Origin of the sequence: Paraburkholderia caffeinilytica (assembly GCF_046030355.1) — a bacterium.
In the GTDB taxonomy this organism is placed as follows: Bacteria; Pseudomonadota; Gammaproteobacteria; order Burkholderiales; family Burkholderiaceae; genus Paraburkholderia; species Paraburkholderia caffeinilytica_B.
Genome location: NZ_JAQQCQ010000001.1, coordinates 229,420 through 246,564 on the forward strand (window position 1 = coordinate 229,420; position 17,145 = coordinate 246,564).

The 17,145-nt window shown below is 60.9% G+C and carries 16 protein-coding genes; 11 read left to right on the forward strand and 5 right to left on the reverse strand.

The window, feature by feature from the left end:
- The first annotated feature begins 334 nt into the window (after positions 1-334).
- Positions 335-784: a lytic transglycosylase domain-containing protein gene (locus PQQ95_RS01000; protein ID WP_408433831.1), complete on the forward strand. Its 450-nt coding sequence runs from the start codon at positions 335-337 to the stop codon at positions 782-784.
- Between the two features lie 157 nt (positions 785-941).
- On the forward strand, positions 942-2,258 hold the full coding sequence (locus PQQ95_RS01005; RefSeq protein WP_408433834.1) for a GTP-binding protein: 1,317 nt from the start codon (positions 942-944) through the stop codon (positions 2,256-2,258).
- Positions 2,259-2,379: 121 nt separating this feature from the next.
- Here PQQ95_RS01005 and PQQ95_RS01010 read toward each other — a convergent pair whose 3' ends face one another.
- On the reverse strand, positions 2,380-2,658 hold the full coding sequence (locus PQQ95_RS01010; protein WP_006050811.1) for an HU family DNA-binding protein: 279 nt from the start codon (positions 2,656-2,658) through the stop codon (positions 2,380-2,382).
- Positions 2,659-3,070: 412 nt separating this feature from the next.
- On the opposite strand from PQQ95_RS01010, the gene mnmC reads away from it, so the two are divergent.
- The 7 genes from mnmC to PQQ95_RS01045 all read left to right on the forward strand — a co-directional run bounded on the left by mnmC (position 3,071) and on the right by PQQ95_RS01045 (position 12,300).
- Positions 3,071-5,038 carry a bifunctional tRNA (5-methylaminomethyl-2-thiouridine)(34)-methyltransferase MnmC2/FAD-dependent 5-carboxymethylaminomethyl-2-thiouridine(34) oxidoreductase MnmC1 gene (mnmC, locus tag PQQ95_RS01015; RefSeq protein WP_408433837.1) on the forward strand — a complete coding sequence of 656 codons (1,968 nt, stop codon included), beginning with the start codon at positions 3,071-3,073 and terminating at the stop codon, positions 5,036-5,038.
- Positions 5,039-5,881: 843 nt separating this feature from the next.
- Positions 5,882-7,087 carry a cation:proton antiporter gene (locus tag PQQ95_RS01020; protein ID WP_408433840.1) on the forward strand — a complete coding sequence of 402 codons (1,206 nt, stop codon included), beginning with the start codon at positions 5,882-5,884 and terminating at the stop codon, positions 7,085-7,087.
- A 152-nt stretch (positions 7,088-7,239) separates the two neighbouring features.
- The gene (locus tag PQQ95_RS01025; protein WP_211616132.1) at positions 7,240-8,355 is read left to right on the forward strand and encodes a YbdK family carboxylate-amine ligase; all 1,116 of its coding nucleotides are present in this window, start codon (positions 7,240-7,242) and stop codon (positions 8,353-8,355) included.
- 535 nt (positions 8,356-8,890) lie between these two features.
- Entirely contained in the window at positions 8,891-9,529 is a 639-nt protein-coding gene (locus PQQ95_RS01030) for a MarR family winged helix-turn-helix transcriptional regulator (RefSeq protein ID WP_408433843.1), read from the forward strand.
- 128 nt (positions 9,530-9,657) lie between these two features.
- Positions 9,658-10,371: a glutamine amidotransferase gene (locus tag PQQ95_RS01035; RefSeq protein ID WP_408433846.1), complete on the forward strand. Its 714-nt coding sequence runs from the start codon at positions 9,658-9,660 to the stop codon at positions 10,369-10,371.
- Between the two features lie 71 nt (positions 10,372-10,442).
- The gene (locus PQQ95_RS01040) at positions 10,443-11,555 is read left to right on the forward strand and encodes an NADH:flavin oxidoreductase/NADH oxidase (RefSeq protein WP_408433849.1); all 1,113 of its coding nucleotides are present in this window, start codon (positions 10,443-10,445) and stop codon (positions 11,553-11,555) included.
- Between the two features lie 220 nt (positions 11,556-11,775).
- Positions 11,776-12,300, forward strand: a complete 525-nt coding sequence (locus PQQ95_RS01045; protein ID WP_408433852.1) for an SET domain-containing protein — start codon at positions 11,776-11,778, stop codon at positions 12,298-12,300.
- A gap of 72 nt (positions 12,301-12,372) precedes the next feature.
- Here PQQ95_RS01045 and PQQ95_RS01050 read toward each other — a convergent pair whose 3' ends face one another.
- Together PQQ95_RS01050 and PQQ95_RS01055 are read right to left on the reverse strand one after the other, a co-directional pair.
- Positions 12,373-13,875 carry an ATP-binding protein gene (locus PQQ95_RS01050; RefSeq protein WP_408433855.1) on the reverse strand — a complete coding sequence of 501 codons (1,503 nt, stop codon included), beginning with the start codon at positions 13,873-13,875 and terminating at the stop codon, positions 12,373-12,375.
- A 142-nt stretch (positions 13,876-14,017) separates the two neighbouring features.
- A complete protein-coding gene (locus PQQ95_RS01055; protein ID WP_028197606.1) occupies positions 14,018-14,704 on the reverse strand; it encodes a response regulator transcription factor in 687 nt (228 codons plus the stop codon).
- 173 nt (positions 14,705-14,877) lie between these two features.
- Here PQQ95_RS01055 and PQQ95_RS01060 point away from each other — a divergent pair, with 173 nt between their 5' ends.
- Positions 14,878-15,102, forward strand: coding sequence for a DUF3717 domain-containing protein (locus PQQ95_RS01060; RefSeq protein ID WP_408433858.1), 225 nt, complete (start codon positions 14,878-14,880; stop codon positions 15,100-15,102).
- Between the two features lie 94 nt (positions 15,103-15,196).
- Here the strand turns inward: PQQ95_RS01060 and PQQ95_RS01065 are convergent, their stop codons facing one another.
- Entirely contained in the window at positions 15,197-15,541 is a 345-nt protein-coding gene (locus PQQ95_RS01065) for a 4a-hydroxytetrahydrobiopterin dehydratase (RefSeq protein ID WP_408434536.1), read from the reverse strand.
- Positions 15,542-15,589: 48 nt separating this feature from the next.
- Positions 15,590-16,480 (reverse strand): phenylalanine 4-monooxygenase, encoded by an 891-nt coding sequence (gene phhA, locus PQQ95_RS01070; protein ID WP_408433861.1) that lies wholly within the window; start codon positions 16,478-16,480, stop codon positions 15,590-15,592.
- A 148-nt stretch (positions 16,481-16,628) separates the two neighbouring features.
- Between phhA and PQQ95_RS01075 the strand changes: the two genes are divergently transcribed.
- Complete coding sequence (locus PQQ95_RS01075; protein WP_408433864.1) at positions 16,629-17,120, forward strand: Lrp/AsnC family transcriptional regulator; 492 nt, start codon at positions 16,629-16,631, stop codon at positions 17,118-17,120.
- The last annotated feature ends 25 nt before the right edge of the window (positions 17,121-17,145 follow it).

Below are 17,145 nucleotides of genomic sequence, written 5' to 3' on the forward strand. Positions count from 1 at the left end.
TCGGATTTGTCACAAAACGAACGGCCCCGTGCGATTACTCTAAAGACCGCCGCGGACTGTCAAACAATTGAAAGCAAGTGCGCCGGTGTGTGCCGAACGGCAGAAGCGCTTCGTTTTACGCTTGATTATGTCGGTTAGCCAACTTGACGCTTGAAAGTCTGCCGGTATGATACGAGCCGTTCGAGGTGCGGGTTGCGACTTGCCGACGCGGGTTTTCCCGGATACCGCACGAAAGCCCGGCCAGTACGCCTCTCCGGCTTCTAGCGGCTGAAGTATGGCCGACGCATTGCCTTACCACGCCTTACCTTTACGATTTGTTTAGTCGTCTTGACCGATGAAACGAGCCCTTGTCACCGTCGCCGCAGGACTTGCCGTGCTGATCGCAGCAGGGCAGGCACGCGCCGATTGCTTTGACGAAGCGGCGAAGTATCAGAAGGTTAACCCCTTGATTCTGCGCGCAATTGCATGGCAGGAGTCACACAACCGGCCGGACGCGCAGCATAAGAACGCCAACGGTTCGACCGACTACGGTGTGATGCAGATCAACTCGATTCATCTGCCGGTGCTTGCGCAGTACGGTATCTCGCAAGGCACGCTGATGGAGCCTTGCAAGAACGTCTACATCGCGGCATGGCATCTGCGCCGCCAGATGAACAAGTACGGCAATACCTGGCAGGCGGTCGGCGCCTATCACTCCGAGACGCCGGCGTTGCGTGATAAGTATGCGATGCAGATCGCCGCGATCCTGCGCAAGTGGAATCTGATGCCGGCTGCTGCACGCTGATTCACGCACGTCCCGATCCGGGCCGCCGCGCGGCCGCCACCCGTTTGATGCACAATGCGGCTTCGTGCTGCCGCCGGTGTTCGGCCATCGTCTGGCCCCGGAGTCATGCGACCCCGACCCGGCCCGCCTTCCAATCCTCTTGTTTTTCCGTACTGCGATGAACCAGCCGCTATTGCCCGTCACCGTGCTCTCCGGTTTTCTGGGCGCCGGCAAGACCACGCTCCTGAACCACATCCTCGCGAATCGCGCCGGTTTGCGCGTCGCCGTGATCGTCAACGACCTGGCCGCCGTCAATATCGATGCAACACTCGTGCGCGATGCCGCCGCGCTCTCGCATGTCGAAGAACAGCTCGTCGAACTGTCGAACGGCTGCATCTGCTGCACGTTGCGTGACGACTTGCTGGTCGAGATCAAGCGGCTCGCGGGCGAAAAGCGCTTCGATGCGATCCTGATCGAGTCGACCGGCGTGGCTGAGCCAATGCCGATTGCCGAAACCTTCACCTTCGTCGACGACGACGGCGTGTCGCTGTCCGACGTGGCGCAGCTCGACACGATGGTGACGGTGGTCGATGCGTTCAACTTCCTGCGCGACTATGGTTCAGCCGACGCGCTCTCCGAACGGGGTATCGCCGCGACCGAAGAGGACGATCGCACGCTGGTCGAGCTCCTGATCGAGCAGATTGAATTCTGCGACGTGCTGGTGGTGAACAAGGCCGATCTGGTGAGCGCGGACGAACTCACGCGTTTGCAGCGCATCCTGGCCCGCATCAATCCGCGTGCCGTGCAGGTGGTGAGCCGTTTCGGCGAAGTCCCGCTGGCCGACGTGCTGAACACCGGGCGCTTCGATTTCGACGAAGCATCGAGCGCGCCGGGCTGGCTGGCGTCGCTTAACGGCGAACATGAGCACGACCATGAACATGGCCATGCCCATCACGGTGAAGCGGACGAATTCGGCATCGGCAATTTCATTTATCGCGCGCGGCGGCCGTTTCACCCGGAGCGCCTGTGGGCGTTGTTGCATCAGGAGTGGAAGGGCGTCTTGCGCAGCAAGGGCTTCTTCTGGCTCGCCACGCGTAACGACATTGCCGGTTCGCTGTCGCAGGCAGGCGGTGCTTGCCGGCATGGCCCGGCGGGAATGTGGTGGGCCGCTCAGGATCGCAGCGAATGGCCGGACGGCGATGACGAGCTGGCCGCGGAAATTGCCGCCGACTGGTACGGCGATCCGGACGATCTGAGCATCGGCGATCGCCGCCAGGAACTGGTGATGATCGGCGTCGGCATCGACCCGGCTGTCTGGAAAGCAAAGTTCGACGCGTGCCTCGTGACCGATGAGGAATACGCGGCGGGACCGCAAGCGTGGCAACAATTCACCGATCCGTTCCCGGCATGGGACTTCGACGAAGATGACCACGACCACGATCATCACGACCACGACGGTCATGGCCACGGCGAAATCGTGCATCGCCACGATTAGGCTTGAGCGGCCTCTACGCCTGGTGCTGACTGTTTAGCCGCGACGCCCATCGCGGCTAAACAGAAATCGCAGACGAAAAAACCCGCCGTTGGCGGGTGTCAACTGCCGGGCAGTAATCTGCTTAGCGCTTGTTGACTGCGTCCTTGAACGCCTTACCAGCCGTGAACTTGACGGTCTTGGCGGCCGGGATCTTGATAGTTTCGCCGGTCTTGGGGTTACGACCCGTACGTGCTGCGCGCTTGCCCGAACCGAAGCTGCCGAAGCCGATCAACTGGACCGCGTCACCCTTCGACACAGACTTCTTGATCACTTCAAGCAACGTGTCCAGCGTCTCACCGGTTTGAGCCTTGCTGGCGCCGGTCTGTCCTGCGACGGCGTCGATCAGTTCCTGTTTGTTCATTAAGGTTCCTTTCTGAGTTTAGGTTGACACGAACAGCGCGAACGCGCCGATTATACGTGCGCGGGCCGCGCCGTCGAGCAGCTGCGGCTCCGGATCCCCTCCGGAGTTAGCACCGGGCAGTAACTGCCCGTCGGCCGTGCTGCCGCTCCCTTCGCGGCGCTTGCTATGATAGCGCAGCGCAAACCCAATCAGGACAAGGGTTTCGAAGAATTAAGCGGTCCCGGGGCAGATATCAAGGGGAAACCCTTCTTTTTTCTCTTCCCAGACCTCAATCGAAGGCTGAAACCCAGCATGGACGGGGCTTGGCGTTGGTTTTTGCCAACGTTGCAGCGCCTCTTTTTCGCCGCCCGGCGAGCTGCGCGCGCTGGCGGTAACATTTGATCCGCTCTTTCGAGCGTCATTTCCACTGCGCATGACCGATCCGCTGATCCCCGCCGTCCTCGCATTTCGCAGCAACGGCACACCTTTTTCGCCGCTCTACGACGACATCTATCACAGCGCTGTCGGCGGTCTCGAACAGGCTGAATTCGTTTTTCTTCGCGGCAATGAGCTGCCCGCGCGGTGGCGGGACCACCGCATCTTCACCGTGCTTGAAACCGGCTTCGGCATGGGGATCAACTTCCTGATGACCTGGGCCGCCTGGCGAGCCGATCCGGCGCGCTGCGAACGATTGCATTTCGTCTCGACCGAGAAGCATCCGTTTACTCAAGCCGATTTGCGCAGCGTCTACGCGACGACAATTTCAGATCCGGAGATCGCCGCGCTGGCGGAAACGCTGGCCGCTGAATGGCCGATGCTCGTCCCCGGCTCGCACCGGCTCGAATTCGAGGGCGGACGAATCACGTTGACGCTCGTGTTCGCCGACGCCGCGAAAAGCTTACCGGCGTTGAGGCTGCGCGCCGACGCGTTCTATCTCGACGGTTTCGCACCCGCCAGGAACCCGGAAATCTGGAGCCCCGCAATCTTCAAGGCGCTCGCCCGGCTTGCCGGCGACGGCGCCACGTTCGCAACCTACAGCAGCGCTGGCGACATCAAGCGGGCGTTGACTCAAAACGGCTTTGTGTACCAAAAAGTTGACGGCTTCGGCTGGAAGCGCGCCATGCTGGTTGGCCATTTTGCGCCACGCTGGCGCGTACGCCGTTATGAGCCGCCCGCGCCGCTTGAAGTCCCTGAACGGCATGCGATCGTGATCGGCGCCGGGCTCGCCGGCTGCGCGGCGATCGAGCGGCTGACCGCGCGCGGCTGGCGCGTCACCTCGCTGGAAAGACACGCTTCGGTCGCGCAAGACGCCTCGGGCAATCCGGCCGGCGTGTTCCATCCCATGATCTCGCGCGACGACAGCGTCGCTTCGCGCGTCACACGTGCGGGCTTTCTTTACGCACTCAGACGCTGGGCCGCGCTCGAACGGCTGGGTTACCGTCCATTGCGCGGCGCGCCTGGGCTCTTGCAGATCGCCGCGGACGACGAAGAAGCTCGCGCGATGAGCAACGCGATCGCAACGTTCGGTTATCCGGCGGACTATGTGACGCCCTTGTCGCTGAGCGAAGCACAAAGGCTTGCAGGCATGCCGCTCGCGCAAAGCGGCTGGCTCTTTCCCCAAGGCGGCTGGATCGACCCCGCGTCGCTTTGCGCCGCGCAGTGCGCGGCCGCGGGCGGGCTGCTCGAACGCCGCTTTGGGATGGACGTGGCTCGCCTCGAACGCTCCGGCAATCAATGGACCGTCTTCGACGTAACCGGGCAGGTCGTTGCGCGCGCACCGGTGGTTATTGTCGCGAGCGCGCACGATGCCGCGCGCCTCGCCGGCTTGCAGCACGCGCCGACCCGCAGCATCCGCGGCCAGCTGACGTTGCTGCAGCCGGGCAGCGTGCCTCCACTCGGAATGCCGGTAATCGGCGAAGGCTACGCAGTTCCACTACCCGACGGCGTCACGCTGACCGGCGCTACTTACGAACTCGACGACCCTGGCACAGCGTTGCGGCCGGATGGTCATCTGGAAAACATTGAGCGTGTCGCGCAGATGTTGCCGGCCTTTGACGGCATCGTCGACCCGGCACAGGCGGCGACGCTTACTGGACGCGTCGCGTTTCGCTGCGTCACGAGCGACCGCATGCCGATGATCGGCAACTTCGCCGACGAAGCCGCTTCCGCCCGCGACGCTCAGCGCCTGCGCGGCGCATGGCCGCTCGATTTACCACGCGTCGACGGCTTGTACGGCGCATTCGCTTACGGTTCTCGCGGTCTGGTATGGGCGGCACTCGGGGCAGAGCTGATCGCCTCGCAGATCGAAGGCGAACCATGGCCGCTCGAACGGGATTTGGCCGAAGACATCGATCCGGCCCGCTTCCTCTTACGTGCGTTGCGCCAGGGCACGGTGAGTTAACCATCGCGCTGACTCATCGGTGGCGAGAAGAGTTATTCACCGAAACGTGTGGATAACTGCGCCGTTTACCGGCGCAACTCATGTGGAACCGTTGTGGACGTAAACGGGGTAACTTTGCCGCGGTCGAAAATCGCTAAAAGTTACCCTTGTATACCCGCCGTTGCCGCACACGCTGTGCATCCTGTTATGCGAGCGGCAACCCGATGAATTGATTCGGTAAACCGGGGTTATCCACAGGAAACGGGGCACCTTGTTAACTGTTACTACGTATACATACAGTAAACCTGTAAACAGAAAGGCCGTGCCGGGATCGAGCGCAATCGTTGAGCCCAAAACGTCGAAAGTTGGAAAGAAAACGCCTCCGGCCGTGTCCCAGGAAACACATCTGCAACGTTGAATCTGTACGCTATGGGAGCCCGACCCGTTTTTAAAACGGTCGCTTTTTCCTCATCTCACGAAGATAACGTACGTTTTTACCGTTTTCCCTGCATGTTCCTGTCTTTTCGGTCAAGCCTGAAAAAGCTATGGCACAATCGCCGTTCTTTTCCGCGTCGTGCCTCGCCGCCGCCGGCACACGCTGCAACGGAACGGTGCCGCTCAATCAGAATCTGATTCAAAGTCGACGGCGTTCTTTCACCGTGCCGGGCCGGTAGCTACGGCCGCCCCCAGAATGCGCTGCGCCCCTTGCGGCTGCGGCACGTTCAGATCATCCGATCGTTGAAAACTCGCAACGCGGGTCACGCGAAGCGATCGCGACAGTGAGCGCCTCATGCGTTCATCCGCTCGCCGGTGTTTGCGCCGGTTCGTGTTGTCTGCCGTTGCTGCCAAGGAGAACCCATCACGATGAAGTCGGCGTTTTCATTTTTTCCAGCCTGGCCCCTCACACCCGACGCCATTTTTTGGGCTGGTCTCGCATTGCTCGCCGCGGGTCTGTGCGGTGAACTGTGCTATCGCGCATGGCGTTTGCCGCGCATTTCCGGATACGCGGTCATTGGGCTGGTAGCAGGCGCAGCCGGTTTCGGTGTAATCGACGCCGATTCCGCGAGCGCCGCGCGACCACTGCTCGACGTGGCGCTCGGTTTGTTGTTATTCGAACTGGGTAGCCGGCTCGATCTGCGCTGGATTCGCCGCAATCCCTGGCTGATTCTGTCGAGCGTCGCAGAAGCCACACTGACATTCGCGCTGGTTTTGCCGGTTTTGTTGTTCCTGAACGTGCCGCTGATGGTGGCAACCGTGCTCGCCGCAATTGCCATGGCGACTTCGCCGGCAATGGTGATCCAGCTCAAAACCGAGCTGCGCGCGGAAGGCCAGGTGACCCAACGTCTGCTGACCCTTACCGCGCTGAACAGCATGTATGCGGTGGTGATCGAAAAGCTCGTCTCGAGCTGGTTGCATCAGGAGGTTTACGGCAACGTATACGCCACGATTCTGCAGCCGCTGTATCTGCTGGTCGGCTCGCTTGTACTGGCCTATCTGCTGGCGCGCACCTGCACGTTTTTTTATCGCCGCTTGAACATGCAGGACGAGCATTCATTCGTCGCGCTATTCGGTCTCGTGGTGCTGGCCATTGCCGTGGCGCATGTGTTCAAGCTTTCCACCATTCTCGCGTTGCTGGCCGCGGGCATCATCGTGAAGAATCTTGAAGCGCGTCCGCAGCTGTGGCCGGAACATTTCGGCACGGCCGGCTGGTTGCTGACCGTCATTCTGTTCGTGCTGACACTGACTTCGTTCGAATGGAAAGACATCGCGCTCGGCGGTGTCGCGGCACTGGGCCTGATTGTTGCGCGTCTGGTTGCGAAACTGGTCGGCGTGATGGCCTTTGCCAAGCCAAGTGGCTTGAACTGGAAGCAGGGCATGGCCCTGGGATTGTCGTTATCGCCCATGTCGGCGCTCGCGTACCTGCTCGTCGACGATACGTACAACCTTTATCCGAATTTCGATCCGCAACTGCGCGCAATCGTGATGTGTTCGATTTTCGTGCTGCAGATTCTCGGGCCGTGGCTCGTGTATCGCAGCCTGGCGCTGGTGGCTGAACGGCGCGAAGACTAAGCACACGGTAAGCGCACGCTGCTGCCCGATGCGCTGTCCAATGCTTCATGCGCCTGATTTGCGCATTTTATCCAGCTTATTCGATTCAAAAACGGCCAGGCGTGTGACACAGATAGGTGACGCACGCCGGCCGACCTGACTCAGGGGACGCCATGTCACTCGAACCCTTCATCGATTCGAAACCGTTCACTTTCGGTGTCGAACTCGAGATGCAGATCGTCAATACGCACGACTATGATCTGACCAAAGCCGGCTCGGATCTGATGCGCCTCATCAAGGACGAAAAAATCCCCGGCAACATCACGCCGGAAATCACCGAAAGCATGATCGAGCTGTCGACCGGTATCTGCACGACGCATGAACAGGCCGTCACCGATTTGCGCAAGATTCGCGACACGCTGGTGTCCGCAGCCGATCACCTGAACGTCGGCTTGTGCGGCGGCGGCACGCACGCATTCCAGCAATGGAGTGAAAGGCAAATCGTCGATACGCCACGCTTTCAGTATCTTTCCGAGTTGTACGGTTATCTTGCCAAGCAGTTCACGGTGTTCGGCCAGCACGTGCATATCGGCTGTCCGGATCCGAACAGCGCACTGTATCTGCTGCATTCGATGTCACGCTTCATCCCGCATTTCATCGCGTTGTCCGCTTCGTCGCCGTTTGTGCAAGGTGTCGACACCGGTTTTCATTCGGCACGACTGAATTCCGTGTTCGCGTTTCCGCTGTCAGGCCGTGCGCCGTTCGTGTTGACGTGGGACAGCTTCGAGGAATATTTCTCCAAGATGGTCCACACGGGCGTGGTCAACAGCATGAAGGATTTTTACTGGGACATCCGTCCGAAGCCCGGTTTTGGCACGATCGAAGTGCGGGTGATGGATACGCCGTTTTCAGTGGATCGCGCCGCGGCGATTGCCTGCTACATCCAGACGCTTGCACGGCATTTGCTACTCGACAAGCCCATCACGCCGAAGGAAGACGATTACCTCGTCTACACGTTCAACCGGTTCGAAGCATGCCGTTTCGGTCTGGCCGGCAACTGCATCAATCCGCAAACAAGCGAACGCAAGACGATTTCCGAAGACATCCTCGAAACACTGGATCTGATTGCACCGCACGCCGAAGCATTGGGTTCAGGCAACGCACTCGCCGAAATCGGTGCGATTGCGCGCGGTCAGGTCAATGACGCGACATGGCTGCGCGGCGTCTTCGAACGGGAAAAATCCTTGCACGAAGCGGTAAGGCAGCAGTGTTTGCAGTGGCGAGCCTAGCCAGAAACAGGATTGCTTACGTTAAGCCGTAAGGAAGACCCGCTTCGTGCGGGTTTTTTTTCGTAAATAAATTTCCAGCTCGCGGGGCTTCAGGTTTTTAAAAAATTTACGTATACAAACGTAGTAGTAGTTAACAAGCATTGCATCTGCCTGTGGACAACTGAATAATTCCCTGAAAAGTCAATGCGCTACGTAAACCATAACTGGGCTGATCCGGGGCGCATCGGCGCCGGTAAACGAGGACAACTTTTGTAAGGACTGAAGGCGCACCTTGCTTATCAAGAATCGGCACACACGCTATCCCTGTGTTTTCCCATGGTTATCCACAGCTTGCGTTGGATAACTTAGCTGTACGATTGGCCGGTCTCGCATAGAATGTCGTTTTCATCGCCTTGGGCTTGCAAGGCGGTAAATTTTTGAGATAGTAGAAACCGTCTCGTCCGTTTTTGGGCGAGGCTACCCCACACAGGCTACGGGCGTGTTCGGCAGCGGTTCGCTGACATTGCCCGCAAGCTTAATAAACTAAACGAAGATTATGAGCGAAGGCGTATACGGAGAACAGGCAGCCGGGCGAGTGACCCACAGCCTATTGCGATTGAGCACGGCTATGCGGAGCCAGGCTTGGGAATGGGCGGAAGGCGCGGGCCTTACGCCGACTCAAGGCGAAATCCTGGTCTTGCTGATGCAGCGCAAGGGCCCGATGCGTCTTGGCGAAATTGCCCGCGAAACGGCCCTGACCGCCGCGACCACGAGTGATGCCGTGAGCACGCTCGAGACCAAAGGCCTGGTCGAAAAGCGCCGCGCCCTCGACGACGGCCGCGCCCTCGCGGTCCGTCTGACGGCCCGTGGCCGCACCGCTGCAAAGCGCGCCGCGCAATGGCCGGATTTCCTGGCCAAAGCGGTTGGTACGCTGCGCGACGAAGAGCAGACGCTGTTCTATCGCACGCTGCTGAAGACCATTCACCAGCTCGAAGCGCAGGGCACCATTCCGTCGCACCGCATGTGCCTGAGCTGCTCGCATTTCGAGCCGAGCAAGAATCCGAAGAAGACGCCGCATCACTGCACGCTGCTCGACATGAAGATGTCGGACACCGATCTGCGTCTCGATTGCTCGGTGTACGAAGTGGCCGACGTCGCTACCCAAAAGAAGACCTGGAAGATCTTCGCCCAATAAGGCGACTTTTCCTGGGACAATCCGTTACACTGCCGAGCCGTGTTCCGGTGGGCGGCGATTGCCGTCTGCCGGCCGGTTCGCGCCGTGTAGCGGCAAGTCTTTAGGCAACCTGAAGGTGGGACAGGCTGATGAATCGCGAAGTTCTGGCCATTCGCCATGTGCACTTCGAGGATCTGGGCAGTCTTGAGCTGGAGCTCGGCGAACGAGGTCGCCCTGTGCGCTATCTCGATGTCGGCTTTGCCCGTATTGAAGCGCCGGACCCCGTCGCCGCGTCGCTCATGGTCATACTCGGCGGCCCAATCAGTGCAACCGACGACGCGCTTTATCCGACGCTCGTCCCATTGCTGTCCATGATCGAGAAGCGCATCGCCGCCGGTTTGCCGACGCTCGGCATCTGCCTCGGCGCGCAATTGATCGCGCGTGCACTCGGCGCGCGCGTCTATCCCGCAGGCCATACCGAAATCGGCTGGACCCCGCTTACGCTCACCGATGCGGGCCGTGCTTCACCGGTGCGGCATCTTGACGGCGCACACACGTCGATGCTGCATTGGCACGGCGACACCTTCGATCTGCCCGACAACGCCACACGTCTTGCCTCGACGCTTGCCTGCGAAAACCAGGCGTTCGCCTGGGGCGGTCACGTGCTCGGTCTGCAATGTCATCCGGAGATTCGCGCTGACCGGTTCGAGCCTTGGTTGATTGGCAATGCCGGCGAGATTGCCGGCCACGGTATCGATGCGCGGCAGTTGCGGGCGGAGACCGCGCAGTTCGGCCCGGCGCTGGAAGCCGCCGCACGCCGGATGTTCAGCGAGTGGCTCGATCAGGTCGAACCAAAACCCTGATCTGCGCGCCTGCAGACAATCACATGCGGTGCTATGCTCGTTCGCTCTCGGGTTTCTACTGGGCGTAATCCATGAGCGCGCTTTTTTCCCCGCTCACGCTGCGTAGCGTGACGCTTCCCAATCGTATCGTCGTCTCCCCGATGTGCCAGTATTCCGCCGAACGTGGCGAGGCGACAGCATGGCACATGATCCATCTCGGCAGTCTCGCGTTATCCGGCGCCGGCATGCTGTGCATCGAGGCGACCTCTGTCGAGCCGGATGGCCGCATCACGCCCGGCGATCTCGGACTGTGGGACGCCGCCACCGAAGCCGCCCTGGAGCCGGTTTTGGCCGCCATCCGCAAGCATTCGCCGATTCGCGTCGCGATGCAGTTGGCGCATGCCGGGCGCAAGGCGTCGAGCCATGTGCCGTGGGAAGGCGGCCAACTGATTCCGGTGTCGCAAGGCGGCTGGCTACCGCATGCGCCGTCGGCGTTGCCGCACAAGGCCGGTGAAGAACCGCCGCTCGCACTCGACACCCCCGCACTGAACCGGATTCGTGAAGCGTTCGCGGCTTCCGCCCGCCGCGCCGCGCGCCTTGGCATCGACGCTCTGGAAGTGCACGCGGCACATGGCTATCTACTGCATCAGTTTCTGTCGCCGATCGCCAATCAACGCAGCGACGACTACGGCGGTTCGCTCGAAAACCGCATGCGCTTTCCGCTCGAGATTTTCGACATCGTGCGCGCCGCGTTTCCCGCCGACAAACCGGTTGGCGTGCGCGTTTCGGCTACCGACTGGGTCGACGGCGGCTGGACGCTCGAGGATACGATCGCGTTCGCGCAGGAGTTGAAAAAGCGCGGCTGCGACTGGATCGACGTGTCGTCCGGCGGTGTCTCGCCGTTGCAGAAGATTCCGCTCGAGCCGGGCTATCAGATTCCTTTCGCGAAGGCGGTCAAACAGGCCACCGGCCTCACGACCATCGGCGTGGGCCTGATTACAGATCCGCTGCATGCCGAACAACTCATCGAAGAAGGCGACGCTGATCTGATCGCGCTGGCCCGCGCGTTGCTGTACAACCCGCGTTGGCCGTGGCATGCCGCCGCGCAACTCGGCGCGACGGTCGAAGCGCCGCCGCAGTACTGGCGTTCGCAACCGCGCGAGCAAAAAGCCCTGTTCGGCGACATTTCGTTCGGACAACGGTGAAGCTGCCAACGCGCCTTCTGCGCGCACGTCTTATTGACGGTTGAACGAAGCCGTCTTGAGCGTGTAGGATGCCGGATGTGGCGCATGAGCGTCGCAGGTCGACGCGGCGCTCGCAAGGCGCCGCGTTTGCTATCCGCGTCGGAAAAAGCAGCGCGCTAGACGCGGGCATTTCTGGCGGCTGCCGGATCTTCACCCCTAGTTCTTCACAAGGATTCATTCAATGAGTTCACGCAGGATCGCCGTGCGCCGTTCGGGTGTGCACGGCAAAGGCGTGTTTGCCATCGAGCCGATTGCGGCCGGCGAACGGCTGATCGAATACAAGGGTGAGCGGATCTCCTGGAAAGAAGCGTTGCGTCGTCATCCGCATAATCCGGACGAACCGAATCACACGTTCTACTTCGCGCTCGATAGCGGCAAGGTGATCGACGGCAAAGTGGACGGCAACAGCGCGCGCTGGATCAACCATTCGTGCGCGCCGAACTGCGAAGCTGAAGAGATCGACGGTCACGTGTACGTGACCGCGCTGCGCGACATCGCCGAAGGTGAGGAAGTCTTTTACGACTACGGCCTCGTTATCGACGCGCGCCAGACCAAGAAGCTCAAGAAGGAATACGAATGCCGCTGCGGCGCGCGCAAGTGCCGCGGCACGATGCTGGCGCCGCCGGAGAAGGAGAAGGGCGCTGCCAGGTCCGACAAGACGGTGAAGAAGGCGAAGACGTCCGCGAAAAAAGCGAAGAAGAAATGAAACGCGGGCTGCCTGAGTTGAATGCAAGTGAACTCAAGGCAGCCCGTGGCAGTGCAAAGAACCCCTGCAGGGTCACATATCGATCGGCGCCGAGTGCGCCGATTTTTTTGCCGGGCGCCGCGTCTCGGAATCGGTATCGTGCTGAACGCTGAGCGGTATTAGCGGAATCCGCACGATAAAGCGCGCACCGCCTTCCGGCGCGTCTTCGTAGTGGACGCTGCCGTGATGCAGCACCATGATGTCGTGAACGATCGCGAGACCGAGACCGGCGCCGCTGTCCACACCGGCGTCGCTCTGACCGTCGCCGCGGAAGAACCGCTTGAACAGATCGGCTTGCTGCGTGGGCGGCACGCCCGGCCCATTGTCTTCCACGACGATCTCGGCCATATGCAGATCGTCGATCACGGTTTGCGACACCGTCACGGTGATGCGGCCGCCATCGAAGCGCGAAGGCGGCACATACTTGAGCGCGTTATCCAGCAGATTGGCGATCACTTCGTGCAATAACACCGGATTGCCGCGCGCCATCAGCGGGCGATCGTTGCCAGGGTCGTCGAGGCGCTGGAAGCCGAGGTCGACGTGGAAAGTCAACGCGCGCGGCACCCATTCCGCACCCGTATCGAAAGCGAGTGCCGCCATATCCACGTTGACGAAACGTGCCGCCTGTTCGCCCGGCTCCGCGCGCGCAAGCGAAAGCAACTGGTTCGACAACCGCACGGCACGGTCGGCTGCTGCGCGCAGCTCGCGGACCGCGGTGAGCGTTTGATGCGGGTCACGTGCGACCGCGGCCTGTTCTGCATGCAACTTGACGGCGGTGAGCGGCGTGCGCAACTGATGTGCGGCGTCGGCGATAAATTTGCGCTGACCGTCGAGGGCGGTTTTCAGACGATCGAGCAGCGCGTTCAATGCGCCGGTGAGCGGCCGGATCTCAACCGGAACATAGGTCTCGTCCACCGGTTCGAGCGACGTGTGGGTCTGCCGGTTCAGCGAATCCGCGAGATCGGTCAACGGATTGAGTTGCTGATTGACGACGCGCCACACGATGACCCAGCCCGCCAGCAGCAGCAACAGCAGCGGCATCATGATCGCGACCAGAAACTCGGCGGCGATCTGAAACCGGTGATGCACCGGCTGACCCACTTCGACGACGATAGGATTGCCGACGGGTTGATCGACGCGTACCTGAGCCACGCGCACCGTCACACCCTGGTGCTGTGTTTCGAAAACGTACGCGTAATGCATGCGCCGCACGCTGGTGCCTTGCAGCGGCAGGTTGTGGTCGCCGGCGATTTCGGTTTCACCGTTGCTGATCCGATAGACGAGTTGTTCGACCGGATCGGAGAACATGGCCTGCGCGAGCGGCGGCACCGTCACCTTGGCATCAGGGCCGGCTATCTGGATCTGTTTGGAGATCGCGGTGGCGAGATCGGCGAGCGAACGGTCGACCACATGCTGCGTGTATTGCCACGCCAGCCAGTAAGCGATCAGGCCGCTCATCAGGGCGAGCAGCGAAAGGGGAGCAGCGAGGCGCCGCAGCAGCGTGCGGCGCAGACTATTGGCGGCCGGCTGGGGCATGATCGAACGCGCGGGAAAGAGGCAACGGCGTAATCACCGCGGCATCGTGAAAATTCGCCGGATGCCGGCGAATTGCGCAGCGAATGCGCGGCGCCGGCCCGGCGCTGTCAGGCCGCGATAGCAATAGCGGCCCTTGCGACGATTATGCGGCCTGGCGGATTTCCTGCAACAGGTAACCGAAGCCGCGTACCGTGACGATTTCGACACGGCAGTTTTCGAGCTTTTTACGCACCCGGTGCACATAGACTTCGATCGCGGTATCGCCGAGATCGCCGCCGAAGTGCGTCAGATGGTCTTGCAGCTGGGCCTTGCTGACCACACGGCCATGGCGCAGCAGCAGCATTTCGAGCACTGCGAATTCACGCGGCGACAGCTCGAGCGGCTTGTCGTCGTTGAAAATGCGGCGATCGACGCCCGACAGACGTACACCGCCCAGCGACACTTCCGGACGCGGCATGTCGCCATGCGGGCCGCTGCGGCGCATCACGGCGCGGATGCGCGCTTCGAGTTCGGTGGGTTCGAACGGCTTCAGCATGTAGTCGTCCGCGCCGGAATTCAGGCCTTGCACGCGGTCGTTCAACTCGTCGCGCGCGGTGAGGATGATCACCGGCGTGTGGCGATTGCTCTGACGGAAGCGTGCGAGCAGCGTCATGCCGTCGATACCGGGCAGGCCCAGATCGAGGATCACCAGTTCGTGGCGGTTTTGGGTGAGGGCCTGTTCGGCGAAAATGCCGTCATGGACCATGTCGACGGTGAAGCCGGCTTGTTCGAGACTACTTTGGATGCCGCGTGCGATGGGGCGGTCATCTTCGATCAGAAGGAGTCGCATGGATTTCGCTCAAGTACAATGGTTTTAGGCGTTTGGGCAAGCGGTTCGCCGGGGCGCCTGCTGCACAGGCAGCGTGCCGCGTGGCCGTGCCTAACTGGCACCTGGCGGCCACGAAACAGCTAACGAGCAGCCATGAAGTAGCCCGAAAGCAGCCACCGAGCGATCACGAAGTCATGTCCGAGATAACGATTCACGAACTGGAAGCCGCGATCAACTTCTGGCGCGCCCGCTCACCTTCGAGCGGCGACGAACTCGTTCTGTGCAAGGAGGCAAGCGCGCTCTCCAAGCCGTATGCGCTGATGATTGTACAGCGTCAGCAGACGCTATCACCGGATCGTTTGGACGCGATTGCGAGGCTTGCGTGGGATTCTTACGTGCGCCTTAATAATAGCCTGTAGAACTGAAGGTTTGAGCGCCAGATTGCCTGCAATGCCCTTTCATTACCATCAAATCCTTCGATGCAGGGTGCATCAAGGCACCTGATCGCTTGTATTACGCAGTAATACTGTCGATGAATCGGGCCAATTTGATGTCCCGTTCAGTCAAACCATTGGCCTCGTGCGTGGACAGAGTGATCTCCACCTTGTTGTACACGTTGAACCATTCCGGGTGGTGATCCATCTCCTGCGCCTTGATCGCCACGCGCGTCATGAAGCCAAATGCCTCGTTGAAGTCCGCGAACTGGAAGTGGCGCTGGATCGCGTCGCGGCCCGCCACGGCTTGCCAGCCGTGCAATTCGGCGACCTGCGTGGCGCGTTCTTCGGAAGTCAGTTTGTTGATCATGGTGCTACCTCGTTGATCTGAACCGGCGCGCCGGCAGGCGTGCCCATCCGCTATTTTTTCACGGATGCCCTTAGCTTGCTGCGGCCGGCTCAGGTTGTGTTGTCAGATATCGCCGTCGACTTGCCAGCCTTCCCGCGAGCCGCGCGTGATGACGCGATCTTGCTCGAGCACGTCGCCTGCCGCGAACGCCGGCTCCGCGGTCAGCTTCGCCAGCAGTGGCGCGAAGTCGGTTTGCGCAACGCCGAACAATTGCGCGAAGTCGTCGATCACGAAGTAGGTTTTCTGGAACGTGTCGATGCGGTAGCGCGTGCGCATCACGCGTTCGAGGTCGAAACCGAGCCGGTTCGGCGCCGCGCTTTGCTGGCTGTAGATCGTTTCGCCTTTGCTCGACACGATGCCCGCGCCGTATATCTTCACGCCGTTCGGACTCGCCGCGTCGCGGATCAGGCCGAACTCGACGGTGTACCAATAGAGCCGCGCGAGCAGCGGCAGAGCGCCGGCATCATTGGCGGCAAGCGCCGCGCGGCCGTACGCGTGCATGTAGTCCGCAAACACCGGATTGATCAGCAGCGGCACGTGGCCGAACAGATCGTGAAAGCAGTCCGGTTCCTGCAGATAATCGAGCTGGTCGGGGCGGCGCATCCACCATGTCACAGGAAAACGGCGGTTCGCCAGATGCTCGAAGAACACCTGGTCGGGCACGAGTCCGGGCACGGCGACGATTTGCCAGCCCGTCGCGGGCGTCAGCTTGGCGTTGATGTCGTCGAAAGAGGGCACGCGGTCGGACGGCATGCCGATACAGTCGACGCCGGCCAGAAACTCGTCGCACACCCGGCCCTTGAGCAGTGCGGTCTGGCGTGCATAAAGCTGCTGCCATACAGCGTGATCGACTGCGCCATATCGTTCGGTCGGCTGGTCGATGGTGAAATCGGCGCGGGTTTCGAGGCCGGCGTCGAATTGCTCTTTGAGTTTGGCGGTGTTGGCGGTGGACATGTTGCTGCGTACTCTACGGTGACTGCAGGTTGAAACGGTGATGCAAGTGTAGAGCGGCAGGCGTGCGGAAAGGGCGCAATGATGGCGCTATGGCATGATGATATGCAATAATCGTGCATGAATAACTGGTTTAATGCGGATAACGATCATGTTGGAACTCGATCACTTCGATCTCGCGCTGCTGGACGTGCTTCAGCGCTTCGGCCGGGCCACGCATCAGCAATTGGCTGAGCAAGTGCCGCTGTCACCGTCGCAGATTGGGCGGCGCTTGCAGCGTCTGGAGCAAATGGGTGTGGTGGACGGCTATCGTGTCGTGCTGCGCCCTGAAAAACTCGGGCTCGGCGTGACGGCCTTTACGAGTCTGAAGCTGAAGCATCACGGCGACTCGATCATCGAGCAATTCCAGCAACAGATCGACGTGCTACCGGAAGTGCTCGAATGTCATGCGGTGGTCGGTGACGCCGATTATCTGCTGCGCATCGTTGCGCCCGATCTGAACTATCTGTCGACGTTCGTGATGAAGAAGTTGATGCGCGTACCGGGCGTTGACAGCGTGCGGTCCAATATCGTGCTGACCACATTCAAGCGCAATGGGCCGTTGCCGCTCGGCCACCTGTCGCCGGGAGCGGCCGCCACGTGATGTGGCGGTTTCCCGGGCCTTGAAA